General features: G+C 59.7%; 30 protein-coding genes. 17 read left to right on the top strand and 13 right to left on the bottom strand.

Annotated features, from left to right (window positions below; all coding sequences use genetic code 11):
- The first annotated feature begins 224 nt into the window (after positions 1-224).
- From AB1495_RS02750 to AB1495_RS02725, 6 genes are all read left to right on the top strand, one after another.
- Positions 225-785, top strand: a complete 561-nt coding sequence (locus AB1495_RS02750; RefSeq protein ID WP_174226613.1) for a F0F1 ATP synthase subunit delta — start codon at positions 225-227, stop codon at positions 783-785.
- The gene (gene atpA / locus AB1495_RS02745) at positions 786-2,324 is read left to right on the top strand and encodes a F0F1 ATP synthase subunit alpha (RefSeq protein WP_005849573.1); all 1,539 of its coding nucleotides are present in this window, start codon (positions 786-788) and stop codon (positions 2,322-2,324) included.
- 14 nt (positions 2,325-2,338) lie between these two features.
- Positions 2,339-3,217 carry a F0F1 ATP synthase subunit gamma gene (locus AB1495_RS02740; protein ID WP_009825207.1) on the top strand — a complete coding sequence of 293 codons (879 nt, stop codon included), beginning with the start codon at positions 2,339-2,341 and terminating at the stop codon, positions 3,215-3,217.
- 19 nt (positions 3,218-3,236) lie between these two features.
- The gene (atpD, locus tag AB1495_RS02735) at positions 3,237-4,661 is read left to right on the top strand and encodes a F0F1 ATP synthase subunit beta (RefSeq protein ID WP_009825206.1); all 1,425 of its coding nucleotides are present in this window, start codon (positions 3,237-3,239) and stop codon (positions 4,659-4,661) included.
- A 12-nt stretch (positions 4,662-4,673) separates the two neighbouring features.
- Positions 4,674-5,111 (top strand): F0F1 ATP synthase subunit epsilon, encoded by a 438-nt coding sequence (locus AB1495_RS02730; RefSeq protein ID WP_005849569.1) that lies wholly within the window; start codon positions 4,674-4,676, stop codon positions 5,109-5,111.
- A gap of 127 nt (positions 5,112-5,238) precedes the next feature.
- On the top strand, positions 5,239-5,577 hold the full coding sequence (locus AB1495_RS02725; protein WP_081858800.1) for an H-type lectin domain-containing protein: 339 nt from the start codon (positions 5,239-5,241) through the stop codon (positions 5,575-5,577).
- Between the two features lie 31 nt (positions 5,578-5,608).
- Here the strand turns inward: AB1495_RS02725 and AB1495_RS02720 are convergent, their stop codons facing one another.
- The gene (locus AB1495_RS02720; RefSeq protein WP_005849565.1) at positions 5,609-6,628 is read right to left on the bottom strand and encodes a ribose-phosphate pyrophosphokinase; all 1,020 of its coding nucleotides are present in this window, start codon (positions 6,626-6,628) and stop codon (positions 5,609-5,611) included.
- A 108-nt stretch (positions 6,629-6,736) separates the two neighbouring features.
- Between AB1495_RS02720 and AB1495_RS02715 the strand changes: the two genes are divergently transcribed.
- Together AB1495_RS02715 and AB1495_RS02710 are read left to right on the top strand one after the other, a co-directional pair.
- Positions 6,737-7,333 (top strand): 2-hydroxychromene-2-carboxylate isomerase, encoded by a 597-nt coding sequence (locus AB1495_RS02715; RefSeq protein ID WP_074634710.1) that lies wholly within the window; start codon positions 6,737-6,739, stop codon positions 7,331-7,333.
- On the top strand, positions 7,330-8,118 hold the full coding sequence (locus tag AB1495_RS02710) for an alpha/beta fold hydrolase (RefSeq protein WP_074634709.1): 789 nt from the start codon (positions 7,330-7,332) through the stop codon (positions 8,116-8,118). Before AB1495_RS02715 ends, AB1495_RS02710 begins: the two co-directional genes overlap by 4 nt.
- Positions 8,119-8,121: 3 nt before the next feature.
- Here the strand turns inward: AB1495_RS02710 and AB1495_RS02705 are convergent, their stop codons facing one another.
- The 6 genes from AB1495_RS02705 to AB1495_RS02680 form a co-directional block, all read right to left on the bottom strand.
- Positions 8,122-9,159 (bottom strand): low specificity L-threonine aldolase, encoded by a 1,038-nt coding sequence (locus AB1495_RS02705; RefSeq protein WP_074634708.1) that lies wholly within the window; start codon positions 9,157-9,159, stop codon positions 8,122-8,124.
- The gene (locus AB1495_RS02700) at positions 9,159-9,629 is read right to left on the bottom strand and encodes a YcgN family cysteine cluster protein (RefSeq protein ID WP_037944761.1); all 471 of its coding nucleotides are present in this window, start codon (positions 9,627-9,629) and stop codon (positions 9,159-9,161) included. Before AB1495_RS02700 ends, AB1495_RS02705 begins: the two co-directional genes overlap by 1 nt.
- Entirely contained in the window at positions 9,626-10,558 is a 933-nt protein-coding gene (locus tag AB1495_RS02695; protein ID WP_074634707.1) for a bifunctional riboflavin kinase/FAD synthetase, read from the bottom strand. Before AB1495_RS02695 ends, AB1495_RS02700 begins: the two co-directional genes overlap by 4 nt.
- A gap of 105 nt (positions 10,559-10,663) precedes the next feature.
- Positions 10,664-11,107, bottom strand: coding sequence for a MaoC family dehydratase (locus AB1495_RS02690; RefSeq protein WP_009825199.1), 444 nt, complete (start codon positions 11,105-11,107; stop codon positions 10,664-10,666).
- A gap of 90 nt (positions 11,108-11,197) precedes the next feature.
- Complete coding sequence (locus AB1495_RS02685) at positions 11,198-12,070, bottom strand: TIGR01459 family HAD-type hydrolase (protein ID WP_074634706.1); 873 nt, start codon at positions 12,068-12,070, stop codon at positions 11,198-11,200.
- A 98-nt stretch (positions 12,071-12,168) separates the two neighbouring features.
- Positions 12,169-12,741 (bottom strand): TetR/AcrR family transcriptional regulator, encoded by a 573-nt coding sequence (locus tag AB1495_RS02680; RefSeq protein ID WP_074634705.1) that lies wholly within the window; start codon positions 12,739-12,741, stop codon positions 12,169-12,171.
- A gap of 99 nt (positions 12,742-12,840) precedes the next feature.
- Between AB1495_RS02680 and AB1495_RS02675 the strand changes: the two genes are divergently transcribed.
- Complete coding sequence (locus tag AB1495_RS02675) at positions 12,841-13,407, top strand: carboxymuconolactone decarboxylase family protein (RefSeq protein ID WP_005849548.1); 567 nt, start codon at positions 12,841-12,843, stop codon at positions 13,405-13,407.
- A gap of 104 nt (positions 13,408-13,511) precedes the next feature.
- Here the strand turns inward: AB1495_RS02675 and AB1495_RS02670 are convergent, their stop codons facing one another.
- Positions 13,512-14,432, bottom strand: coding sequence for a manganese-dependent inorganic pyrophosphatase (locus tag AB1495_RS02670; RefSeq protein ID WP_074634704.1), 921 nt, complete (start codon positions 14,430-14,432; stop codon positions 13,512-13,514).
- Between the two features lie 132 nt (positions 14,433-14,564).
- Here AB1495_RS02670 and AB1495_RS02665 point away from each other — a divergent pair, with 132 nt between their 5' ends.
- The 4 genes from AB1495_RS02665 to AB1495_RS02650 all read left to right on the top strand — a co-directional run bounded on the left by AB1495_RS02665 (position 14,565) and on the right by AB1495_RS02650 (position 18,396).
- Positions 14,565-15,245 (top strand): DUF2161 domain-containing phosphodiesterase, encoded by a 681-nt coding sequence (locus AB1495_RS02665; protein WP_074634703.1) that lies wholly within the window; start codon positions 14,565-14,567, stop codon positions 15,243-15,245.
- Positions 15,246-15,423: 178 nt separating this feature from the next.
- Positions 15,424-15,711, top strand: a complete 288-nt coding sequence (locus AB1495_RS02660) for a co-chaperone GroES (protein WP_005849542.1) — start codon at positions 15,424-15,426, stop codon at positions 15,709-15,711.
- Positions 15,712-15,784: 73 nt separating this feature from the next.
- Positions 15,785-17,437: a chaperonin GroEL gene (groL, locus tag AB1495_RS02655; protein WP_074634702.1), complete on the top strand. Its 1,653-nt coding sequence runs from the start codon at positions 15,785-15,787 to the stop codon at positions 17,435-17,437.
- 110 nt (positions 17,438-17,547) lie between these two features.
- Entirely contained in the window at positions 17,548-18,396 is an 849-nt protein-coding gene (locus AB1495_RS02650; RefSeq protein WP_074634701.1) for a DMT family transporter, read from the top strand.
- Here AB1495_RS02650 and AB1495_RS02645 read toward each other — a convergent pair.
- Positions 18,362-18,838, bottom strand: coding sequence for an NUDIX domain-containing protein (locus AB1495_RS02645; RefSeq protein ID WP_083350858.1), 477 nt, complete (start codon positions 18,836-18,838; stop codon positions 18,362-18,364). The genes AB1495_RS02650 and AB1495_RS02645 overlap by 35 nt on opposite strands.
- Before the next feature lie 49 nt (positions 18,839-18,887).
- Between AB1495_RS02645 and AB1495_RS02640 the strand changes: the two genes are divergently transcribed.
- Positions 18,888-19,697 carry a triacylglycerol lipase gene (locus AB1495_RS02640; protein ID WP_074634700.1) on the top strand — a complete coding sequence of 270 codons (810 nt, stop codon included), beginning with the start codon at positions 18,888-18,890 and terminating at the stop codon, positions 19,695-19,697.
- Entirely contained in the window at positions 19,684-20,826 is a 1,143-nt protein-coding gene (locus AB1495_RS02635; protein ID WP_074634699.1) for an alpha-D-ribose 1-methylphosphonate 5-triphosphate diphosphatase, read from the top strand. The genes AB1495_RS02640 and AB1495_RS02635 overlap by 14 nt, the downstream gene beginning before the upstream one ends.
- 18 nt (positions 20,827-20,844) lie before the next feature.
- Here the strand turns inward: AB1495_RS02635 and AB1495_RS02630 are convergent, their stop codons facing one another.
- The 3 genes from AB1495_RS02630 to AB1495_RS02620 form a co-directional block, all read right to left on the bottom strand.
- Positions 20,845-21,918 (bottom strand): 5-(carboxyamino)imidazole ribonucleotide synthase, encoded by a 1,074-nt coding sequence (locus AB1495_RS02630; protein ID WP_074634698.1) that lies wholly within the window; start codon positions 21,916-21,918, stop codon positions 20,845-20,847.
- Complete coding sequence (gene purE / locus AB1495_RS02625; RefSeq protein WP_197145821.1) at positions 21,911-22,399, bottom strand: 5-(carboxyamino)imidazole ribonucleotide mutase; 489 nt, start codon at positions 22,397-22,399, stop codon at positions 21,911-21,913. Before purE ends, AB1495_RS02630 begins: the two co-directional genes overlap by 8 nt.
- A gap of 82 nt (positions 22,400-22,481) precedes the next feature.
- On the bottom strand, positions 22,482-22,706 hold the full coding sequence (locus tag AB1495_RS02620; protein ID WP_005849528.1) for a YdcH family protein: 225 nt from the start codon (positions 22,704-22,706) through the stop codon (positions 22,482-22,484).
- A gap of 161 nt (positions 22,707-22,867) precedes the next feature.
- Here AB1495_RS02620 and AB1495_RS02615 point away from each other — a divergent pair, with 161 nt between their 5' ends.
- Together AB1495_RS02615 and AB1495_RS02610 are read left to right on the top strand one after the other, a co-directional pair.
- Positions 22,868-23,284, top strand: a complete 417-nt coding sequence (locus tag AB1495_RS02615) for an Hsp20 family protein (protein WP_005849527.1) — start codon at positions 22,868-22,870, stop codon at positions 23,282-23,284.
- Position 23,285: 1 nt separating this feature from the next.
- Complete coding sequence (locus tag AB1495_RS02610) at positions 23,286-23,504, top strand: DUF1150 family protein (RefSeq protein WP_009825186.1); 219 nt, start codon at positions 23,286-23,288, stop codon at positions 23,502-23,504.
- A 132-nt stretch (positions 23,505-23,636) separates the two neighbouring features.
- Here the strand turns inward: AB1495_RS02610 and AB1495_RS02605 are convergent, their stop codons facing one another.
- Complete coding sequence (locus AB1495_RS02605; protein ID WP_074634799.1) at positions 23,637-25,349, bottom strand: bifunctional sulfate adenylyltransferase/adenylylsulfate kinase; 1,713 nt, start codon at positions 25,347-25,349, stop codon at positions 23,637-23,639.
- Positions 25,350-25,447: the final 98 nt, after the last annotated feature.

The following is a 25,447-nucleotide window of genomic DNA, read 5'->3' as shown; positions in this document are numbered from 1 at the left end:
ATTGATTTTTAGGCAGGTTGATCAGGTCAAAGCGTCGCAGGGGTGCATTGCGCTAAGAATAAGGGGCGCTTTCCTGTGGCAACCTCACTATACTGTGTTGCGGGATGCGGGTCCGTCTGCTACATCCGCCCTGATTTAGACGTCTTGGGTAATTTCAAGTCGCGCCAACACCCCGGTGACGCGATGTATTCGCTTATCCGGCCCTGACGTATGAGAGGATGGACGTGTCCGAAACAGCATCAATCTCTACAGGTATCGCACAACGCTATGCGACCGCCGTGTACGAGCTGGCCCAAGAGGCCAAAGCCCTTCCCCAGATCGAGAAAGATCTTGATGCGCTGCAAGCCGCATTGGCCGAAAGCGAAGATTTCCGCGATCTGATCAATTCGCCGATCTACACGCGCGAACAGCAAGCCGCGTCGATCAGTGCCATCGCCAAAAAGATGGACCTGTCCCAGACGCTCGCCAGCACGCTGGAACTGATGGCCAACAAGCGCCGTCTGTTTGTCCTGCCGCAGCTGGTCCAGAACCTGCGTGACATCATCGCCGTTGAAAAAGGCGAAGTGACTGCTGATGTGATTTCGGCCAAGGCGCTGACCAAAGCGCAGTCCGAAAAACTGTCCAAGTCGCTCGCCGCGACCACAGGCAAAAAAGTAACGTTGAATGCGACCGTTGATGACTCCCTCATTGGCGGTCTTATCGTAAAAGTGGGCTCTAAGATGATCGACACGTCGATCCGCGCAAAGCTCAATTCCCTCCAGAATGTAATGAAAGAGGTCGGATAAATGGGTATCCAAGCTGCAGAGATTTCTGCGATCCTGAAGGACCAGATCAAGAACTTTGGTCAAGAAGCAGAAGTTGCCGAAGTTGGCCGCGTTCTGTCCGTTGGTGATGGTATCGCTCGCGTGTATGGTCTGGACAACGTCCAGGCTGGCGAGATGGTCGAATTCCCCGGCGGCATCATGGGCATGGCCCTGAACCTCGAGACAGACAACGTTGGTGTTGTTATCTTCGGTTCCGACCGCGACATCAAAGAAGGCGACACCGTCAAGCGCACCAACTCCATCGTGGACGTGCCAATCGGCAACGGTCTGCTGGGTCGTGTTGTTGACGGTCTGGGTAACCCCATCGACGGCAAAGGCCCCATCGAATCCACCGAGCGTGGCCTCGCGGACGTTAAAGCCCCCGGCATTATCCCACGGAAATCGGTACACGAGCCAATGGCGACTGGCCTGAAATCCGTTGACGCGATGATCCCCGTTGGCCGTGGCCAGCGTGAGCTGATCATTGGTGACCGTCAGACCGGTAAAACTGCCGTTGCTCTGGACGCGATCCTGAACCAACAGCAGATCAACGACGCCGCAGGCGACGACGAGAGCAAGAAAATGTACTGCGTGTACGTTGCGATCGGCCAAAAACGTTCGACTGTTGCCCAGCTGGTTAAAAAGCTCGAAGAAACAGGCGCGATTGATTATTCCATCGTTGTTGCCGCCACCGCGTCCGAGCCTGCGCCTATGCAGTACCTCGCACCATACTCCGCAACAGCTATGGCGGAATTCTTCCGCGACAACGGCCGTCACGCGCTGATCATCTATGATGACCTTTCCAAGCAAGCCGTGTCCTACCGCCAGATGTCCCTGCTGCTGCGTCGTCCGCCCGGGCGTGAAGCTTACCCAGGTGACGTTTTCTATCTCCACTCCCGTCTGCTCGAGCGTTCGGCGAAGCTGGGCGATGACGCAGGCAACGGCTCTTTGACAGCGCTGCCGATCATCGAAACCCAGGGTGGTGACGTTTCCGCGTTTATTCCAACCAACGTGATCTCGATCACCGACGGTCAGATCTTCCTGGAAACCGAATTGTTCTACCAAGGTATCCGTCCTGCTGTGAACACCGGTCTGTCGGTTTCGCGCGTTGGGTCCTCGGCTCAGACCAAAGCGATGTCTTCTGTTGCTGGTCCGGTTAAGCTGTCCTTGGCTCAGTACCGCGAAATGGCGGCCTTTGCTCAGTTCGGTTCCGACCTTGACGCGTCCACTCAGCAGCTGCTGAACCGTGGTGCGCGCCTGACAGAGCTGATGAAGCAGCCTCAGTACTCCCCCCTGACCAACGCGGAAATCGTCTGCGTGATCTATGCGGGTACAAACGGCTACCTCGACAAGATCGACGTCAAAGAAGTCGGCCGCTTTGAAGCGGGCCTGCTGGCGCATCTGCGCAGCAAGCACGCCGACCTGATGGCTGACATCACCAACAACGACCGCAAGGTGAAGGGTGAGCTGGAAGACAAGATCAAAGCTGCCATCGATTCTTTCGCCGCTGACTTCGCTTAAGGGAGGGAGGGCACATGCCAAACCTCAAGGACCTAAAAAACCGGATCGCGTCGGTCAAATCGACCCGCAAGATCACGAAAGCCATGCAAATGGTTGCCGCGGCGAAGCTTCGCCGCGCGCAGGAAGCTGCCGAGCAATCCCGCCCCTACACAGAGCGTTTTAACGCTGTGATGTCGCGGTTGGCTGCATCGGTAGGTGGGTCTGACACCGCCCCCAAGCTGCTGAGCGGCACGGGGTCGGATCAGGTTCACCTGTTGGTTGTCATGACCGCTGAACGTGGCCTGTGCGGTGGCTTTAACGCCAACATCGCCAAGCTTGCCAAAGCCCATGCCCGTGGCCTTATCGCCAAGGGTAAGGAGGTCAAGATTTTGACCGTTGGCAAGAAAGGCCGCGACAGCATCCGTCGTGACTTTGGCGACCTTTTGGTCGGTCACGTTGACCTCAGCGACGTCAAGCGCCTTGGCTATGCCGATGCGCAGGGGATCGCCAAGGACGTACTTGGCCGTTTTGACGCGGGTGAATATGACATCGCCACGATCTTCTATTCGAAGTTCGTGAACGTCGTCAGCCAGATCCCGACGGCACAGCAGATCATCCCGGCGACCTTCGAAGAGACCGAAGGCGCGGACGAGGCGACGACACTGTTCGACTACGAGCCCAGCGAAGAGGCCATCCTGGCCGACCTGCTGCCGCGCGGCGTTGCAACGGCGATCTTCTCGGCTCTGCTGGAAAACGCGGCCTCTGAACAGGGTGCCCGGATGTCGGCAATGGACAACGCGACACGGAACGCCGGTGACATGATCGAAGATCTGACCATCGAGTATAACCGTTCGCGTCAGGCCGTCATCACCAACGAGCTGATCGAAATCATTTCCGGCGCGGAAGCGCTGTAGGACAAATCGGAGAAACGACATGGCAAATGCAGTCGGCAAAATCACACAAGTCATCGGCGCCGTCGTCGATGTGCAGTTCGAGGATCACCTGCCAGAGATCCTTAACGCTGTTGTAACTGAAAACCACGGCAAGAAACTGATCCTCGAAGTGGCTCAGCACCTTGGCGAAAACACCGTGCGTACCATCGCGATGGACGCGACCGAAGGTCTGGTTCGCGGCCAGCGCGTCGAAGACACAGATGCGCCAATCTCGATCCCAGTGGGCAACGCCACATTGGGCCGCATCATGAACGTTGTTGGCGAAGCCATCGACGAAAAAGGCGACATCCAGTCGGCCGAGCGTCGCTCGATCCACGCGGACGCGCCCGAATTCGCGGAACAGTCGACCACATCCGAAGTACTGGAAACAGGCATCAAGGTTATCGACCTTCTGGCACCTTACGCCAAGGGTGGTAAAATCGGTCTGTTCGGTGGTGCCGGTGTTGGTAAAACCGTTCTGATCATGGAACTGATCAACAACATCGCCAAAGTGCACTCCGGTTATTCGGTTTTCGCGGGCGTTGGTGAACGTACCCGTGAAGGGAACGACCTGTACCACGAGATGATCGAATCCAACGTTATCAACCCTGATGATCTGGAAAAATCGCAGGTTGCGCTGGTGTACGGCCAGATGAACGAGCCTCCCGGAGCGCGTATGCGCGTTGCTCTGACCGGTCTGACACTGGCCGAACAGTTCCGCGACCAATCCGGTACCGACGTTCTGTTCTTCGTCGACAACATTTTCCGCTTTACCCAAGCCGGTTCCGAGGTTTCGGCTCTGCTGGGTCGTATTCCTTCGGCCGTGGGCTACCAGCCAACACTGGCGACCGACATGGGTGCGATGCAAGAACGTATTACATCGACCAAATCCGGTTCGATTACATCGGTTCAGGCCGTTTACGTTCCTGCGGATGACCTTACCGACCCTGCGCCGGCGACATCCTTTGCGCACCTTGACGCGACAACCGTTCTGGACCGTTCGATCTCGGAAAAGGGTATCTACCCTGCTGTTGATCCGCTCGGCTCCACATCGCGTCTGATGGACCCATCCATCGTTGGCGAAGAGCACTACAACGTGGCACGTGACGTTCAGGGTATCCTGCAACGCTACAAGTCGCTGCAGGACATCATCGCGATTCTCGGCATGGACGAACTGTCGGAGGACGACAAACTGACCGTTGCCCGTGCGCGTAAGATCGAACGCTTCCTGAGCCAGCCTTTCGACGTTGCGAAAGTGTTCACCGGCTCCGACGGTAAGCAGGTTCCACTGGAAGAGACAATCACCTCCTTCAAGGCGGTTGTTGCCGGTGAATACGATCACCTGCCCGAAGGTGCCTTCTACATGGTTGGCGGCATCGAAGAAGTGAAAGCGAAAGCTGAAAAAATGGCGGCAGACGCCGCTTAAGGAGCGCTGAAAATGGCAGACACAATGCAATTCGACCTCGTTTCGCCCGAGCGGCGGCTGGCCTCGATGCAGGTGACGGCCGTTCAGATTCCGGGTGCGGACGGGGACATGACAGCCATGCCTGATCATGCTCCCACCATCACCACGCTGCGCCCCGGTGTGCTGCGTGTTGAAGGCCCGGAAGGCACTGCTGAGTATGTGGTAACCGGCGGCTTTGCCGAGATCTCTTCCGAAGGCGTATCGGTTCTGGCCGAACGCGCGGTGTCCAAGGGTGATATGACCCAAGAGCATCTGGACGAAATGATCGCCGAAGCCAAAGCCATGTACACAACGGCAAAAGAGGGTTTCGTGAATGAACCTGGCCCCGTAGACGACGCAGCCAAGCTGCTGTCCGACATGGTCGCCATGGGGGACGAAATCGGCTTGTCGAGCAAGCAACCCAGCCTCTGACGTTTCCTTGCCCGTTTTGATGAAAAGGCCCTGCATCCGCGGGGCCTTTTCTATTTGTTAACCTTAACTTATGGTTGTCAGGTTGTAGGGGTAGGACAGGTTGGGGCAGGCCATCACGATGAAAAGAATGAACGCAAGCAGCGTTGGTATCGATAGCGGAGAAACGGTGTTGTTCTCCGATTTTCAGGATGGTGGCGAGATGTGGACGGGGAAGGGCCAGCGCGAGCGGCGCAACCATATCACCTTCTCCACGCCGTACCGCGATATCCCCACGGTACACGCCTCGCTTGCGCTGTGGGACGTGGATAACGCCACGGTCATGCGCGCGGATCTGCGATCAGAGAATGTGACGAAGGAAGGTTTTGAACTGGTGTTCCGCACCTGGGGCGATACGCGTATCGCGCGCGTCAGGGCGTCTTGGATGGCCATCGGGCCGTTGCCGCAGCAAGACGACTGGGAGCTTTAAGCAGCGCCCCCAGCCGTTGTTTCAGGGGCGCTTAGCCGGGTTTGTACATGCCGTCGTAGATCGGCTCTAGCGTGTCGGCGTCGAACAGGGACGAGACCGAAGTGCCGTTCCAGATGTTCAGGATCGCCTGCGCAAAGATCGGCGCCGTGGGCACGATCCGGATGTTTGTAGCTTGCTTGACGGCGGGCGTGGGCGCGATGCTGTCCGTGATGACCAGCGATTTCATCACCGAATTGCTGACGCGTTCGACCGCAGGGCCGGACATAACGCCGTGGCTGATGTAGGAGTGGACTTCCTTCGCGCCGTTTTCCATCAGCACTTCGGCCGCTTTGCACAGGGTGCCGGCGGTGTCACAGATGTCGTCCACGATCAGGCAGACCTTGTCGGTCACATCGCCGATCACGGTCATCTCTGCAATCTCGCCGGGCTTTTCGCGGCGCTTGTCCACGATGGCGAGGGGGGAGTTGATGCGCTTCGCCAGTTCGCGTGCGCGGGCCACGCCGCCCACATCCGGCGAGATGACCATCAGCTCGTCCATGCGGCCCTTGAATTCGTTCTGGATGTCCAGCGCAAAAACGGGGGAGGCATAGAGGTTGTCGACAGGGATATCGAAGAAACCCTGGATCTGTGCGGCGTGCAGGTCCATCGTCAGGATACGCTCAATGCCGCTGCCGACCATCATATTCGCGACCATCTTGGCGGTGATCGGCGTGCGTGCCTTGGTGCGGCGGTCCTGACGGGCATAGCCGAAATAGGGCAGAACAGCCGTGACACGCGCCGCAGAGGACCGGCGCAGCGCGTCGGCCATGACCAGCAGTTCCATCAGGTTGTCATTGGCAGGGTTCGACGTTGGCTGGATGATGAACATATCCTCGCCGCGGACGTTCTCGTAAACCTCCACAAAGATTTCGCCGTCATTGAACCGTTCGACCCGTGCGTCGACCAGCCCTACGTTGACCCCCCGATGCAGCGACATCCGCCGTGCGATGGCTTTGGCCAACGGCATGTTCGCGTTACCTGAGATCAGTTTGGGTTCGGTGGTTTGAGCCATGTGCAAAGGGTCCCTGGATGCAGAACATGTGACAGAATCGTGACGTTGACACCGCTTAGCATGGCCTTACGGTCTGGCAAAGCTGCACAGCCCTGATCGGAGACCCAAATGCCCCATATCGACTATTTTTTTGCGACACTTTCACCATATGCCTATCTGGCGGGAAACCGGCTTGAGGAAATCGCCGCCAAACACGGGGCGACGATCAGCTATAAACCTTTCGATCTGATTACCGCTTTCGGGCGCACGGGCGGGCAGCCTCCGAAAGATCGGCATCCGTCGCGGCAAGAGTATCGCGCGATTGAACTGCCGCGTCAGGCCAAGAAGCTGGGCATGCCGTTCAATCTCAAACCCGCGCATTGGCCCACCAACGGTGCGCCTTCATCCTATGCGATCATCGCAGCGCAGAACGAAGGAGGCGACGTAGGCAAGCTGTGCCAGCTGATCATGACCGCCGTCTGGGCCGAGGAACGCGATATTGCCGAAGATGCGGTCGTGCGCGACTGTCTTGAAAAAGCGGGCTTTGACCCCGCGCTGGCCGATAAAGGCTTGCTGCAGGGGGCTGATACCTACGCGCGCAATCTGGAAGAGGCGGTCGAAAAGGGCGTCTTTGGCGCGCCATTCTATATTCTGGACGACAGCCACAAGTTCTGGGGCCAGGACCGGCTTGAAGACCTTGACCTCGTGATGGCAGGTAAATTGTGAGTTCAGGTTTATATACACGGCAATTCGGGCATGGCCCACGACACGCGCTGGCTGTTCACTGCACGCTTGCCCATTCCGGCGCGTGGCGCGGCGTGGGCGAGGCGTTGGCAGATGAACTGACGCTGCTGTGTCCCGATCTGCCCTCCCACGGGAAATCCGCCGATTGGGACGGGCAGGGGGATATCCATGCCCGGGCGACCGATCTGGTGCGGGAGCTGGTGACCGAACCGATTGATATTATCGGCCATTCTTTTGGCGCGACGATCGGCTTGCGGATCGCCATCGAGAACCCCGAACTGGTGCGCAGCCTGACGATGATTGAACCGGTCTATTTCGCGGCGGCCCTGGCTGACGATCCGGCACGGGTGGCGGCCGCGGATCGCAACTCTGACGGGTTCGATGCGGCTTTTGACGCGGGCGACCGGATGGAGGCCGCGCGCATCTTCAACACCGGCTGGGGCGACGGCAGCGGATGGGAGCAGACGCCGGAAAAGCTGCGCCAGTATATGGCTGACCGTATCCATTATGTGCCCGCCAGCCAGCCGTTTTTGCGGGACGACAATGCCGGATTGCTAGAACCGGGCAAGTTTGCCCGCGCCGCGATGCCGGTGCTGTTGATGGACGGGGGCACATCGGCGGATATGGTAGATGCGATCAGCACGTCCATCGCCCGCCGTTTGCCGAACGTGACACGCAAGGCAATCGAAGGGGCGGGGCACATGGCTCCGATCACGCACCCGCAGGCCGTCGCCGCTGAAATCCGCAGCTTTCTCGAAACGGTATAGCCGTCAGAAATACGATAGGAACTGGTCGATCGCCTCTGTGCCGATCGACCAGTCACAGACCAGCCGCGCCGATAAAGGCTCATTCGGGTCGTCGCCCTCTAACGGGCCATCCATGACATAGTATTTCGCCCCCGCATCATGCAGCTTCTGGTGGATGCGGCGGGGCCATTTGGCAAAGATCATGTTGGCGTCGGGTTTATGTAGCAGCGTTGCCCCTGCGGTGCGCAAACCCTCGGCCAGATGGCGCGCGTTGGCATTGGCCCGGGCGGCGGTCGTCTTCCACAGTTCGTCCTGCATATAGCCCGCCATCTGCGCAGACAGGAACCGGTGTTTGGAAAACAGATGCGCCCCGCGTTTGCGCCGCAGCTCGAACTCCCACGCCTTGGCGGGGTCGAAGAAAATCACCGCCTCGACACCCATGCAACCGTTCTTGGTGCCGCCAAAGCTGACGACATCCACGCCCGCTTTCCACGTCATCTCTGCCGGGGTGCAGCCCAGGGCAACCAGCGCATTGGCAAAGCGCGCCCCGTCCAGATGCACCGGCAGGTCGTAGCTTTTGGCAACAGCGGTGAGGGCGTTCAGCTCTTTTAGCGAGTGGACCGAGCCCCGTTCGGTCACCTGCGTGATCGACACCGGCCCGCGCTGCGCGCCATGTACATTGCCCTCGGGGTGTTTCTCGATCGCCTTTGTCAGCGCCTCGGGCGTCATCTTGTCGTCGGTTTCAACCACGGTCAGCTTTGCGGCACCGGCATAGAACTCGGGCGCGTTACATTCGTCTTCGTGGATATGCGAGGTGACGGAGCAAAAGATCGTCTGCCACGGTTGGGTGTAGCACGCCAGCGCGAGCGCATTGGCCGCGGTGCCGGTTGCGACCAGATAGACCGCGGCCTCGGGTGCCTCGAACGCGGTGCGGATCGCGTCGCGGACTTCGTCCATGATGGGATCATTGCCATAGGGCATCGCGTGTCCGGTGTTTGCCTGAGCCAGACGGTTCATGATCTGGGGGTGAACAGGGCCCGCGTTGTCAGAGGCAAAAAACATCAGGTTGGCTCCTCGATGATGTGGTCTTCCCATTCCTCGAACGGGGTGTCGAATTCCGAGACGGTGTTATGCTGCACCGAGATTCCCGCGCGGTGCACGCTATCAGGGTCACCGCTGATCAGCGGGTGCCAGTCATACAGCGGCTTGCCCTGCCATAGCAGCCGATAGGCGCAGGTGAGCGGCATCCAATAGGCGTGGGTATCCAGATTGTCGGGCTTCAGAACGATGCAGTCGGGCACAAACTGGTGCCGGTTCTCGTAGTGGCTGCACCGGCAGGTCGCATCATCCAGCAGGCGGCAGGCCACGCGGGTCAGGGCGACTTCTTCGGTGTCTTCGTCTTCAAGCTTGTTCAGGCAGCATTTTCCGCAGCCGTCACACAGCGCTTCCCATTCGTCTTGCGACATCTTCGTCAGCGGCTTCTTTTCCCAGAACCGTTTGGCAAGACCTTTGGCGGCAATCGGATCGGTCATAGCGCGGCCAGAATGCTGCGGGCCTGAGCGCTGTCCGCATCCATCTGGGTGATCAACGCCTCAAGACTGTCGAATTTTTCCTCGCCGCGCAGGTGGTCGACCAGCGCGACCGAGACATGCTTGCCGTAGAGATCGCCTTTGAAGTCGAAGATGAATGTCTCGAGGTTGGCCTTGTTCTCGCCGAACATAGGGCGCACGCCAAGGCTGGCAACGCCGTGGTAGCGCCCTGCCTGCGGCCCTTCAAGCACATCGACAAGCACGGCATAGACACCAAAGGCTGGCGGGTGCAGCCCGTCGATCGACATATTCGCCGTCGGGTAGCCCAGTTCGCGCCCGCGCTTTTCACCGTGCAGGATCGGGCCTTCAACACGGTGCCAATGGCCCAGCATCGCGGCGGCATCGCGGGGGCGTGCCTCTGTCAGCGCGTTGCGGATCGCGGTCGAAGACACGGTGTCGGGGCCCTTCGCCATCAGCGGCGCGATGGTCACGCCGAACCCCATCTCGGCACCGAAGGCCTGCAGCTGTTCAGCGGTGCCCGCGCGCGCCTTGCCAAAGCGGAAGTCCGCACCCACGACCACATGGCGCAGGCCCAGACCATCAACGATCACCTCCTGCGCAAAGGCGCGGGGGCTGAGGCCGGATAGAGCGGCATCGAACCCCAGCTCATACAGCTTGTCGACGCCGATCTTTTGCAACTGGTGCGCGCGCGCCTCTGCGCCCATCAGGCGGAAAGGCGGGGCGTCGGGGGCGAAATATTCGCGGGGATGTGGCTCGAATGTGACCACACCCAAGGGCGCGTCGGGCAGGGCAGCACGGGCCATGTCGATGACCGACAGATGTCCCAGATGCACGCCGTCAAAGTTGCCAATAGCGGCGGTCGCCCCCTGATCGGAAGCGGATACAAATTGATAGTCGCGAATGATTTCCATGCGCTTGGTGGTAGCCCCCTCTGCCGGTGCTGACAAGCAGCGGGGCGGGTCACGGTACCGAAAAACCGCAGCGTCCCGGGACGGGGGCTGGTCGCAGGGGTGTCGTCAGTCGAACTTGCGCGACGGGGCCAGAACGGTTGCTTCGCCAATCAGGACCTTTTTGCCCTCAATCGCACAGTGACAATCCAGTTTCACACGCCGCTTGTCGAATTCGATATTGGTGACCTTCACCTCGGCATAGACCAGATCGCCGGGGCGCACGGGGGCCAGAAACTTGAGCGACTGCGCCATGTAGACGGTGCCATGCCCCGGCAACTGCTCTCCGATCACGGCAGAGATCAGGCCCGCAGTCAGCATGCCGTGGGCGATCCGCCCCTCAAAGATCGTGTCCTGCGCATAGGCGTCGTCCAGATGTACCGGATTACGATCAGTGGACACTTGCGCGAACATCTCGATGTCTTCGTCGGTGATGACCTTGCGCAGATAGCGCGTCATGCCGATTTCGATATCTTCAATACAGATCGTTCCACGGGGCAGATTATCCAACATGCCAGCCCTTTCAGTAATAAAGTGACGCCAGTTTTATCCAGTGTGAAACTTAATTACTTTGCAGGCGCAGAAACGCAAGGAAAAAGTAGGTCAGCGTAGGTGCCCAATTGTGTAGGTCGGAGCCGATGTTTCCTTTTCCAAATAACGGATTAGCGCCTCGGGATCGGGCTGGGTCTGCGTTTCGGTTTCCCGCGCGGCCAGACCGCCAGAGATGAAAAGCGAATCGATATCCTCGCCCATGGCCCCTTTGACATCGGTATGGATCCCGTCGCCGATGGCGAGAATGCCATTGTCGGTGATGTCCTTGTCCAATGCGTAGAGCTTGCGGCGGGCCAGATCATAGATCGGCGGGTGCGGCTTGCCGAAATACAGGCTTTCCCCGCCCATCTCGGTATAAAGCGCCGCGATGGCACCAGCGCACCATTCGCGCACATCGCCACGGTCCACCACGATATCGGGGTTCGCGCAAAGCAGCTTGAGCCCCTTTTGCTTGGCATAAAGAAGTTGCGGGCGCAGCACGGAGGGGTCTTCGGACGGATCGAACGGGCCGGTGCAAACGATGCCTTCGGCGTCTTCCAGATCAACGCGCTGGATATCGACAGGATCATCAAGCACGTCGCTGGGATCAAAGAAGTGCTTGTCCGTGGGCGGGCCAAGGTGCCAGACCTGCGTGCCCACCATGCCGCGATACATCGCCGTACGCGCAGAATCGCCCGAGGTGGCAATATCGTCCCACGCATCATCCGGTACGCCGAAATGCGCCAGTTGTTTGATCACGCCGTCGCGGGGGCGGGGGGAGTTTGTGACAAGCACCACCTTGCCGCCGCCGTTGCGATAGGCTTGCAGCGCGGTGACCGCATCTGGCAGCGCCTTGACCCCGTCGTGGACGCAGCCCCAAAGGTCGACGAACAAGGCGTCATAGCGGTCAGAGATTTCGAAAAGGTTATTGATAATCTGGGTCATCGGCCGCTTTCCAATCTGCAAGAGCTTTGCACCGCAGAAAACACACATCTCCCCGCGGGGCAACTGGGCAGCGCAACAGGCCCGAGCCGTGATGCGCGTCAGAGCCGCGCCAACCCGTCCGCGATTTCGCCCGCGATGGCGGCGGCATCCACCCCCTCACGTTCCGCAGAGACGCGCAGCCCCAGCACATCGGACTGGTAGCGCCGCGCCAGGCTGCGCGGATCGTGATCGGTGCTGATGTCACCGGCGGCTTGGGCTTGGGCAAACAGCTCTGCGAACATCTGCTCCATTTTCAGCAGATGGGCGTTTGCCTTTTGCGCCAGCGGGTGACGGTGGGCTTGTAGTTCAAGCAGGGTTTTCGACAGCATGCAGGCTTTGGCCGGTGCGGTGTCATTCGAAATCACCATGCGGGGAAATTTTTGCAGCGCGGGCAGGGGGCCTTCGTTACGGGCAAGCGTCTTCATCCGCTCTGACCCGTCAGCGGCGTAACGGTCCAGCGCCAGTTCGAACAGAGCATCCTTTGACCCGAACGCTGCATAGAAGCTACCCGGCTTCATCTTGAGGCTCGCCTCCAGGTCCTTCAGCGACGTGCCCGCCCAGCCGCGTTGCCAGAACAGATCGCGGGCGCGTTCGATCAGATCTTCACGGTCATAGCTGGGTTTGCGGGGCATGGGATCACCTTTTCTTGAATGATTGCTCAATTATATACTTGAGTGATCGCTCAATAAACCCTAAATGTACTTTAGCGAAACATTTACAGGAGCTTTTCCATGTCCTTCCCCTCTCACGATCTTGATACCGCACCCGAAGCCTCCAAGCCGCTGCTTGAGCAGTCGCAAAAAGCCTTTGGCCGTCTGCCCGGTTTGCACAAGGTTCTGGCCGAAAGCCCACAGGCTTACGAAGGCTATCAGGTGCTGCACAAGCTGTTCACCGAAACCGATTTTGATGCGGAAGAGCTGACAGTGGTCTGGCAGGCGATCAACGTCGAGAACGAATGCCACTACTGCGTCCCCGCGCACACAGGTATCGCCAAGATGATGAAGGTATCGGACGAAATCTCTGACGCGCTGCGCAACGAAACCGCGCTGCCGACACCCAAGCTGGAAGCGCTGCGCACCTTTACCGTCCAGATGTTCCGCCAGCGCGGCAACGTGTCTGACGATCAGATGAAAGCGTTTTTTGACGCGGGCTATGGCCACCGCGCGGTGCTGGATGTGATCCTTGGGATGGCGCAGAAAACCATCTCCAACTACGTGAACCACGTCGCGCAGACACCCGTCGACGACGTGTTCAAGCCGCTGGCATGGGAACGCGGCGATACCCCATTGAAGGTATAAGCCCCTCGCGCTTCGGCGCGGCGCTGAAATGACAAAAGCCCCCCTGATCTCAGGGGGGCTTTTGCGTTTGTGCCCCCGCCAAGCAGGGGGCCGGATAGGTCCGTTTAGACTTTGATGTTCGGGATGATCTGCTTCTTACGGCTCATCACACCGGGCAGGACAACGCTGTCACCGGTGACGGTCGCGCCAAAGCTTTTCTCTGCCACAGACTTGGTAAAGTCGTTGGGGATCAGCATGGTGGCTTCTTCGTTCAGGATGTCGACTACGAAAAGCAATACCTGATCGGCCCCGTCTTCTGTGGCAACGCCGGGCATTGCGGCCATCAGCGCGTCTTTGCGGTTCAGCACGGCTGCGGGCGATGTGGTTTCCAGAACGGAGACGCGGAATTTCTTGCCGTCGACTTCGTATTCTTTCGAATCCATGCGCAGCAGCTCTGCTTCGGAGAAGGACGAGACGTCGGATTTCGCCGCAAACATCTGCGCCGCATATTCAGGGATGTCGATACCCAGATCCTTGGCCAGCGCGTGGGCGATGGCGGTGTCTTCTTGCGTTGTGGTAGGGCTGCGGAATTCCAGCGTGTCGGACAGGATGCAGGTCAGCATCGCGCCTTTGATATTGGTCGGCATCTGCGCCATGTCATCACCGATCATCTTGTACATGATCGTCGCGGTGCAGGCGAGCGTCTCCATCACGATGTTGACGGGGCCTTTGGTTTCAAGCCCGCCCACCAGACGGTGGTGGTCGATGATGGCGGTGATGTCCGCGTCATTGATGCTGGCGGGCAGCTCGGCAGGGTTGTTGGTGTCAACGATCACAACGGGCTGGTCGGCTTGCACGTCGTCGATGATCTGCGGCTTGTCCAGCTTCCAGTGGTCCAGCATGAACAGCGCTTCGGTGTTGGGCTCGCCCAGCAGAGCGGGGGCGGCGTCGACGCCTTTGATTTCATTCAGATACCATGCCCAGATGATCGGGCTGCCGGTGCTGTCTGTGTCGGGGGATTTATGGCCAAAAACAAGCGTTGTCATAAGAATGTCCTGCAGTGGGAGAGTGTTGATTTGCGCGCCTTATATGGTTGGTTGGCGCAGTTGTCACCACCTGCCTGATAGCCGCGGCTTTGGGGTTCTCAGCAGCGGGGCAAAGCTGGTAGCACTGCACCCATGACAAACCCGCGCGAAACCGACCTTTACCCGCCGATTAAATCCTTTCTCGAGGATCAGGGCTATGTCGTGAAGTCAGAGGTGGGGGCTGCCGATGTCGTGGCCGTTCGCGGGGCAGAGCCGCCGGTGGTGGTCGAGCTGAAGCTGGGCTTTAGCCTCGCGCTGTTTCATCAATGTATCGCGCGTCTGTCGGTTAGCGATGATGTCTATCTGGCGGTCGCCCGTCAGCCGGGCAAACGTTTTGCCAAGGCGGTCAAGGACAACACGGCACTGGCGCGGCGTTTGGGGTTGGGGTTGATCACGGTGCGGCTGCAGGATGGTCTGGTCGAAGTGCATTGCGATCCGGGCCCTTATGCGCCGCGCAAAAGCGCCAAGCGGCAGGCGCGGCTGCTGCGTGAATTCGCACGGCGTCAGGGCGACCCGAATGACGGCGGGCAGACGCGGGCAGGGCTGGTCACTGCGTACCGGCAGGATGCGCTGAAGCTTGCGATGTATCTATTCGAGGCAGGGGCCAGCAAAGGTGCCCATGTCGCGCGCGAAACCCAGGTTCAGCGGGCAACCGCCATGATGCGCGACAATCACTACGGATGGTTTGAAAAGATCGAGACAGGCATATACGGCCTGACCCCGACAGGTGCCGAAGCCGTTTCCGCCGCGGGGCGGGTGCTCGGGTCGGACTAGCCTGCTCGGGCCACGGTGCAAGTTGGCTAAAATTTTTCAAATTACCGTGGTTGACTAGGGCCGTGCACATCCTTAGCTATCCCTCGTTAGCACTCGGCAGGGCTGAGTGCTAATGGCTGCACCCCTCGACCGGAGGGGCGGCTTGGGAGAATAACTTTGAGCCTTAAGGAGCTGAAAGATGGCATTTAAACCGCTGCATGACCGTGTGCTGGTGCGCCGCACCGAAAGCGAAGAAAAAACCAAGGGTGGCTTGATCATCCCTGATTCCGCAAAAGAAAAACCCTCCGAGGGTGAAGTTGTTTCTTGTGGCGAAGGCGCGCGCAAGGACAGCGGTGAGCTGATCGCAATGGCTGTAAAAGCCGGCGACAAGGTTCTGTTCGGCAAATGGTCCGGCACAGAAGTCACCCTGGACGGCGAAGAACTGCTGATGATGAAAGAAAGCGACATCATGGGGATCCTGTCCTGAGCTCAGGCAGACCGGGGCCTAGCGCCTCACCCAAGATACGCTGACATCAACCCAAGATTTTAGGAGAGACACTATGTCTGCTAAGGACGTAAAATTCGGGACCGACGCCCGTAACAAGATGCTTAAGGGTGTGAACATCCTTGCCGATGCCGTCAAAGTCACACTGGGCCCCAAAGGCCGTAACGTTGTGCTGGACAAATCCTTTGGCGCGCCTCGCATCACCAAAGACGGTGTATCCGTAGCGAAAGAAATCGAACTGGAAGACAAGTTCGAAAACATGGGCGCACAGATGGTCAAGGAAGTTGCTTCCCGGACCAACGACGAAGCGGGTGACGGTACAACAACCGCAACCGTTCTGGCCCAAGCCATCGTCAAAGAAGGCATGAAATCGGTTGCCGCTGGCATGAACCCGATGGACCTGAAGCGCGGCATCGACATGGCGACCACCACTGTCGTCGAAGCGATCAAAGCAGCAGCGCGCCCTGTCAACGACAGCGACGAAGTTGCCCAAGTCGGTACCATCTCTGCAAACGGCGAGAAAGAAATCGGCCGTCAGATCGCGGACGCGATGCAGAAAGTCGGCAACGAAGGTGTGATCACCGTCGAAGAAAACAAAGGTCTGGAAACAGAGACCGATGTTGTTGAAGGCATGCAGTTCGACCGCGGTTACCTGTCCCCTTACTTCGTCACCAACTCCGACAAGATGACTGTCGAGCTGGAAGACGCGATCATCCTGCTGCACGAGAAAAAACTGTCCTCGCTGCAGCCAATGGTTCCCCTGCTTGAGCAAGTGATCCAGTCGCAAAAACCACTGCTGATCATCTCGGAAGATGTTGAAGGCGAAGCGCTGGCAACTCTGGTTGTCAACAAACTGCGCGGCGGCCTGAAAATCGCAGCGGTCAAAGCACCTGGTTTCGGCGATCGCCGCAAAGCTATGCTGCAAGACCTTGCAATCCTGACAGGCGGTCAAGTGATCTCCGAAGATCTGGGCATGAAGCTCGAGTCCGTTACAATGGACATGCTGGGTTCGGCCAAGAAAGTCACCATCACCAAAGACGAAACAACAATCGTTGACGGCGCTGGCGAGAAGGCAGAGATCGAAGCACGTGTTGCTCAGATCCGTAACCAGATCGAAGAAACCACATCCGACTACGACAAAGAGAAGCTGCAAGAACGCGTTGCCAAACTGGCAGGCGGTGTTGCCGTGATCCGCGTTGGCGGCATGTCCGAAGTTGAAGTGAAAGAGCGCAAAGACCGCGTTGATGATGCCCTGAACGCGACACGTGCCGCTGTTCAAGAAGGTATCGTTGTTGGTGGTGGTGTTGCACTGGTCCAAGCGGGCAAAAAGCTCGAAGGGCTGACAGGCGACAACGCAGACCAGAACGTTGGTATCGGCATCGTCCGCAAAGCGCTCGAAGCGCCTCTGCGTCAGATCGCTGAAAACGCTGGTGTTGACGGTTCCGTAGTGGCCGGCAAAATCCGCGAAAGCGACGACCTGAAGTTCGGCTTCAACGCTCAGACCGAAGAATATGGCGACATGTTCAAATTCGGTGTTATCGACCCTGCCAAAGTTGTGCGTACAGCGCTGCAAGACGCGGCATCCGTTGCTGGTCTGCTGATCACAACCGAAGCCATGGTTGCCGACAAACCGTCGAAAGACGGCGGCGCAGCCGGCGGCGGCATGCCCGACATGGGTGGCATGGGCGGCATGGGCGGCATGATGTAAATCACGCTGCGGGGGCGATCACGCCCTTGTGCTGACAGAATGAAGGGGCGCATCACCAGATGCGCCCCTTTTTCGTGGTACGTCGCGCGTCGGTAGCCTAAGCAGGCGCCATGCGTATTTTCTTCGTCACCGCCCTTGTGATGGTCGCCTTCGCGGCCAATTCTGTCCTGACCCGCTTTGCCATTGCCGGCGGGCATATTGACCCCACCGGATTTGCCTTGGTGCGGGTGTTGTCGGGGGCGGTGCTCTTGGCGCTGCTGGTCGTGCTGCGCGGCGGGCGGGTGCCCTTGCTGCGACGTCAACGGGGGCTGGGGGCGGTCACGCTGGCCATCTATATCATCGGTTTCTCGCTCGCCTATCTCACGCTGGACGCAGGGTTGGGCGCGCTGATCCTGTTCGGTGTGGTTCAGATCGCCATGTTCGCCCACGGTGCGCTGTTCGGCGTGACACCGACACCGCGCAAGCTATTGGGGGCGGGGGTGGCCTTTGCCGGATTGGTGCTGGTGCTTTGGCCGTCGCAAGGCGTGGCGGTTGACCCATTGGGCGCCGTATTGATGATCGCCGCAGGGCTCGGCTGGGCCGCCTATACGATCATTGGCCGAGGTGCCTCCGACCCGCTGGCAGGCAGCGCGGGGAACTTTGTGATCTGCACGCCCTTGGTCGCTATCCTGCTGCTGGTGCAGCCGACATTCTACACCCCCACGGGCATTGCTCTTGGCGTGGTCTGCGGGGCCGTCACCTCGGGCCTCGGATACGCGCTGTGGTATGCGGTGCTGCCAAGGCTGGCGCAGGCGACGGCGGCGGTGGTGCAACTGTCGGTGCCGGTCATCGCGATTCTTGCCGGTGCGCTTTTGCTGGCAGAGCCTTTGGGCGCAAAGGTGATCATTGCCACCGCGTTGGTGCTTGGCGGGATCGGGCTGGCGGTCAGCGCACGATCGGCTCCAGCGGGTCGTAGCTGATCGGGTCGTTGCCAAAGGCGACCTGCGCCAGACTGTCCGGCTTGACCCGCAGGCCGCGCATCTCGTCCGGGGTGACCCAGCGGCGGTCGGTCACGATGCTTTCGGCGTCCTGCCACGCGGGGTCCACATCGGCAGAGCCGGTCACCGTGCAGCGAAAGTAGATATCCACCTGATGGAAATCCCCCTCGGGGTCGTGGAATTCATTCACCAAGCAGGGCACCCCTACGGCGATCTGCAGGCCGGTTTCCTCAAACACCTCGCGGACCAGATTGTCGGGCAGGGCGCTGCCGCGTTCTACCCCGCCGCCGGGCGCGCACATCAGGTCGCTTTTGCCATCGGGATAGGCGTTGACCAGCAGCAAGCGGCCTTCATGGACCAACACGGCACGAACCGCCAAACGCGGGCTATTTTCCGCCATCTTACCCTCAATCTCGCGGCGCATGCGTCAAAGCATTTCACATGCGGCGTTTTCAGTCTATTTGACCCTAGCTATGAAAACACTGGTCACAATCACTTTCTCGCTTGGCGTGCTGTCGGGCATGGCACAGGCGCAAGCGCCGCTTTCCACCGCCGGAGAGGGGCGTTGCGTGGTGCTGTTGCACGGGCTCGCCCGAACAGAGACCTCCTTTGCCGTGATGGAGGCCGCGCTCGAGACCGAGGGCTACACCGTGGTGCGCCCCGGCTACCCGTCAACCACCGCCCCCGTCGAAGAGCTGACCCGCCGCACCTTACCCGACGCAGTTGCGGCCTGCGGGACGCAAAAGGTTGATTTTGTGACCCATTCCATGGGCGGTATCCTTCTGCGGCAATGGGTTGCCGAAACGGGCGATGCGCGTATTGGCCGCGTCGTCATGCTGGCCCCGCCCAATCACGGCAGCGAGGTCGTGGACACGCTGGGTGATCTTGCCGCCTTTGACTGGATGAACGGTCCCGCAGGGGCGCAGATGGGGACGGGTGAAAACTCCCTCCCGCTGCGGTTGCCTCCGGTTACCTTTGATCTGGGCGTAATCGCGGGGACGCAATCGCTGAACCCCTATTTCTCGTCGCTGCTGCCGGGGCGCGATGATGGCAAAGTGTCCGTCCAATCCGCGCGGGTCGACGGGATGCGCGATTTTCTGATGCTGCCGGTGACGCATACGTTCATGATGATGAACCCGACGGTGATTGCGCAGACGATGACCTATCTGGACACAGGGAAATTCGACCGGTCGCTGGGGTTCGTGGACGCGGTGCTGGATTCAATCGGCTGCCCCGATGGGGCCTGCTTGCCGGGACAAAAGGCTAACGATGCTGAACGTTGAATTTACGGGGGCGCACGTCCTGGGCGCGGATGCGCTTGAACCCCGCCCGCTGGCGGTTGCGCAGGGGCTGATTACCGATGTGGCGCAAGCCGCACGCGTTGATCTTGACGGTTACATGATACTGCCGGGGATCGTCGATGTGCATGGGGACGGGTTCGAACGGCACCTCGCCCCCCGTCGCGGTGCGATGAAAACCATGCAAGAGGGTCTGGTCGCCGCCGAGGCAGAGCTGGCCGCCAATGGCATCACCACCGCCGTGCTGGCGCAGTTCATCAGCTGGGAAGGCGGCTTGCGCGGCTATGAATTTGCCGAACAGGTCTTTGGCGCGATCCAGCAGGTGTCGGATACGTTGGTTACGGACCTGCGCGGACAGCTCCGGCTCGAGACGCATCTGCTGGACCTTTACGCCGATCTGCCGCAGCGCATGCAGGATTGGGGGCTGTCCTATGTCGTGTTCAACGACCATCTGCCGCACGACCGGCTGGCGAAAGGGCAGGTGCCCAAACGCATGGTAGGTCAAGCGCTTAAGGCGGGGCGCAACCCGGACGACCATCTGCGGATGATGGAAGACCTGCACGCCCAAAGCGCCGATGTCCCCGGCGCGCTGGACTGGCTGTGCAAGGTGCTGGCGGCGCGGGGCATCCAGATGGGCAGCCATGATGACACCACCGCCGAAGGGCGCGCCCTATGGCGCAAGCGTGGCGTGCGCGTCGCCGAGTTCCCCGAGACGCAGGAGGCAGCCGAAGCCGCAGCGGCGGCGGGGGATCATGTGGTGCTGGGGTCGCCCAATGTGGTGCGCGGCGGGTCGCACAACGGCAATGTTTCCGCGCTTGACCTGATTTCGATGGGGATCGGCGGGGCGCTTGCCTCTGACTACCATTACCCGTCGCCACGACGCGCGGCCTTCATGCTGGCGGATCGTGGTGTATTGCCCTTGGTGCAGGCGTGGCACTTGGTATCGGCAGGGCCCGCGGCGGTGTTGGGGCTGTCGGATCGGGGCGTGATCGCCACCGGAAAGCGGGCTGATCTGCTGGTGCTCGACGCGCAGACGCGCCGTGTGGCCCTGACGATGTCGGGCGGGCGCGTCAGCTATATGTCCGGTGATATTGCCGCGCGGTTCCTTCGCTAGGCCCGCGCGGATAGTGCCCTAGCTGGGCCGTTTGACGATGTTCACATGGCCCATCTTACGGCCCGGTTTGACATCAGCCTTGCCGTACAGATGCAGCGCCGTGTCGCGCTGTTTCGCCAGCTCGGGCACGCGGTCCATATCGTCGCCGATCAAGTTCTCCATCACCACATCTGCATAGCGGCTGCCGTCGCCCAAGGGCCATCCCGCCACGGCACGGATGTGCTGTTCGAACTGGTCCACCGCACAGCCGTTCTGCGTCCAATGACCCGAGTTATGCACCCGTGGCGCGATCTCGTTCACGATGAAACCTTGCGGCGTGACGAAAAGCTCGACCCCCAGCACGCCGACATAATCCAGTGCATTCAGGATCTTGGCGGCCAGCAGTACCGCATCCATGCGCTGTGCGGCGCTTAGCCGGGCAGGGACGGTGGTGGTGTGCAGGATGCCGTCGCGGTGCACGTTCTCGCCCGGATCGAAACAAGCAACCTCGCCCGAGGGGCTGCGCGCGGCGATCACGGACACTTCGGCGGTGAAGTTCACAAAGCCTTCCAGCACCGCAGGATTGCCAGCCATATCCGCCAAGGCACCCGCCGCATCATCCGCACTGCGCAGACGCGACTGGCCCTTGCCGTCATAGCCGAAGCGACGGGTTTTCAGGATCGACGGCGCGCCAATGGTCGTCATCGCGGCCTCCAGATCGGCGGCATTGGCGATATCGGCAAAGGGCGCGACAGTCAGGCCCAAACCTTCGAGGAACTGTTTCTCCACCAGACGGTCCTGACTGGTGCGCAGCGCCTCGCGGTTGGGACGGATGGGGGTGATGTTTTCGATCACATCCAGCGCATCAGTCGGGATGTTTTCAAACTCGAAGGTGACGATATCAACCGATTTGGCAAAGGCGGTCAGCGCGTCGACGTCATCATAGCCAGCGGTGGTCAGCGCATGGGCGACATCACCTGCAGGCGGGTTGGCACCGGGTTCAAAGATATGCGTGCGAAACCCCAGACGTGCGGCGGCAACGGACAGCATGCGCCCCAATTGCCCGCCGCCCAAAATCCCGATGGTGGCCCCTGTCTTCAATGCTTCAGTCATCCAAAGGCTCCTCTGGGATAGACGCGCTGAGCGCATCGCGCCAAGCGTCAAGACGGGCGGCAAGGGCAGGGTCTTGGAGGGCCAGAATGCCCGCAGCCATCAACGCGGCATTCGCGGCACCTGCTGCACCGATCGCCATGGTCGCGACCGGAAAGCCCCGGGGCATCTGCACGATAGAATAAAGCGAATCCACACCCGACAGCGCCTTGGTCTGCACCGGCACGCCGATCACCGGCACGCGGGTCTTGGACGCCATCATGCCGGGCAAATGCGCAGCACCACCCGCACCGGCGATGATCACCTGCAGGCCACGGTCGGCGGCGGTTTTCCCATAGCTCCACAACCGGTCGGGAGTGCGGTGTGCCGATACGATCTTGGCCTCATAAGCGATACCAAGTTCATCCAGCAGCGTCGCTGCTTCGCGCATCGTGGCCCAATCGGACTGCGAGCCCATGATGATGCCGACAGGTGGATTTTCCATGAAAAGGGGCCTTTGCTAGAGCGTATAAGAAGCGCGCACTATAGCCATGATCGCCCGCGTGGCAATCCGCTGGCGGGCGCTGTCAGGCGGTAATATCGGGGGTCAGCCGGTCTTCGATCTGGGCAATCAGGTCTTTCAGGCGCAGCTTGCGTTTTTTCAGCCGCTGCAGCGTCAGCTGATCGCCTGTCCCCTTGTCGACCAGCGCCTGAATGGCATCATCCAGATCGCGATGCTCGCGGCGAAACACCTCAAGCTCGACACGCAGGACATCGTCATTCTTCATCGACAGGTCGGAGGGAGGATTCATAGGTTTGGCTGATTCTTGCTATATCTAGGCCTGCGAATATAGGCGGTTGCAATTCAAAGGCATAGCCCTTGCGTCCTGCCCCCATGGCCCCCATATTTGATGCAGGTCGCCGAATACGGGGCCGGATGACTGACTGTCGCTTATCTTAAAGGACGTGTCTTATGACGAAATTAACGCTGGCTTCCTACCCGCATATGCTGGGTTTCGAGCAGTTGGAACGGGTGATGGAACGTACGGCGAAGGCCGGAAACGAAGGCTATCCACCGTTCAACATTGAACAAACATCGGACTATAGCTACCGCATTACGCTTGCGGTCGCAGGTTTTGCGGAACAAGATCTCTCTATAACCGTTGAGGATAGACAGCTTGTGATCCGTGGCCGTCAGGTCGACACGCAAGAAGACCGAATCTTTTTGCACCGCGGGATCGCCGCACGCCAGTTCCAACGATCCTTCGTACTGGCCGACGGTGTAGACGTTGGCGAAGCGCTGATTGAAAACGGCCTGTTACACGTCGATCTCACCCGCGCGAAGCCCGAAAAAGTCGTTCAGACCATCAAGATCAGAAAAGGGGAATAAAATGCATAACGAAGAAACGCATGTTCAGGACCGTACCGTCTACGTCAAGATGATTGCCGTGTCCGACCTTCCCCTCGAAGTGCGCGAGCAGGCGGAAGGGCTAAAACAGCTATACGCCGTGCATGACGCCGAAGGGCAGCAGCTGGCGCTGGTCGGTGACCGCAAGCTCGCCTTTAGCCTCGCGCGCGATCATGACTATGCGCCCGTGATGGTGCATTAAGGCGCAACATATAAAATTAAACAAAAAGGGTCGCTGTTTTGCGGCCCTTTTTTGTGCACGACGTCCAACAACGCGCACGTAAAAGGCCAGCCTATGAGGGCTGGCCTTTCTGTATCCGACTTGGCGAAAGGGTTACCCCTTAATCAGCCCCATGCTTTCCAGCTTGAGCAGCACCTGATGCGCGCAGTTGTCCACGTCGACATTCTCTGTCTCGACGCGCAGTTCGGGGGTTTCGGGAACGTCATAGGGGTCTGAAATCCCTGTGAATTCCTTGATCTTGCCTTCGCGCGCCAGCTTGTACAGCCCCTTGCGGTCGCGGCGTTCGCATTCCTCGATGGAGGTGGCGACATGGACCTCGACGAAGGCGCCAAAGCTTTCCACGTCTTCGCGCACGGCGCGGCGGGTGGTGGCGTAAGGTGCAATCGGCGCACAGATGGCGATGCCGCCGTTCTTGGTGATCTCGGAGGCGACATAGCCGATGCGGCGGATGTTCAGATCGCGGTGCTCTTTGCTAAAGCCCAATTCCGACGACAGGTTTTTGCGAACGATATCGCCATCCAGAAGCGTGACGGGACGGCCGCCCATCTCCATCAGTTTGACCATTAAAGCATTGGCGATTGTCGATTTCCCCGAGCCTGAGAAACCGGTGAAGAAGACGGTAAAGCCCTGCTTGTTGCGTGGCGGCTTGGTGCGGCGCAGCTCTTCAACCACCTCGGGGAAGGAGAACCATTCGGGGATTTCCAGCCCTTCCTGCAGCCGGCGACGCAACTCGGTGCCCGAGATGTTGAGGATGGTGATGTCATCCTTGTCTTCGATCTCGTCAATCGCCTCGTATTGTGCGCGCTCGGCGACCCAAACCATATGTTTGAAGTCAACCATTTCGATGCCCATTTCTTCCTCATGGGCGCGGAACAGATCCTGCGCGTCATAGGGACCATAGAAATCCTCACCGGCAGAGTTCTTGCCGGGGCCCGCATGGTCGCGGCCCACGATGAAATGGGTGCAGCCGTGGTTCTTGCGGATCAGACCGTGCCACACCGCCTCGCGGGGGCCGGCCATGCGCATGGCGAGGTTCAGCAGGCTCATCGCGGTGGTGGCGGCGGGGTATTTGTTCAGCACGGCCTCGTAGCAGCGCACGCGGGTAAAGTGGTCCACATCGCCGGGCTTGGTCAGGCCGACAACGGGGTGGATCAGAAGGTTCGCCTGCGCTTCACGCGCGGCGCGGAAGGTCAGTTCCTGGTGTGCCCGGTGCAGGGGGTTGCGGGTCTGGAAGGCCACAACCTTGCGCCAACCCATCTTGCGGAAATAGGCGCGCAGCTCGTTCGGCGTGTCGCGACGCGCCTTGAAATCATAGTGGACGGGCTGCTGGATGCCCGTCACAGGGCCGCCCAGATAGACGTTGCCCGCGGTGTTGTGCAGATAGTTCACCGCCGGATGCGCGCTGTCATCCGCGCCAAAGACTTTCTCTGCCTCGCGGGCCTTGTTTGGGGCCCAACGGTCGGTGACGGTCATGACCGCCAAAATCACGCCTTCCTGATCGCGCAGCGCAATGTCCTGCCCGATCTCGAGCCCTTCGGCAAACTTTTCGGACACATCAAGGTTGATCGGCATCGGCCACAGCGACCCATCCGCCAGACGCATGTTTTCGACAACACCGTCATAGTCTTCTTCGGTCAAGAAACCCTTAAGAGGGTTGAAGCCACCGTTCATCAGCAGCTCTAGATCGCAGATCTGGCGCGGCGTCAGGTCATGGCTGACCAGATCGCCAGCTTCCACCTTCAGCTTCTGCGCCGAGTCGTAAGAGACATAGAGTTCAGGGATCGGAGCAAGGTTGGGCGTTTGCATGGGCGTCTCGCAATATTTTAGGTTCAAATTCGAATATTCGGGCTGATAGACCGCACCGATTGGGCTAGGCAACCTTTGTAGCCGCTTTGCGGCGAATT

The organism is Sulfitobacter pontiacus, assembly GCF_040790665.1.
Lineage (GTDB): Bacteria > Pseudomonadota > Alphaproteobacteria > Rhodobacterales > Rhodobacteraceae > Sulfitobacter > Sulfitobacter pontiacus.
The sequence above is the reverse complement of the archived record's forward strand: the minus strand, read 5'-3'. Positions and strand labels throughout refer to the sequence as shown.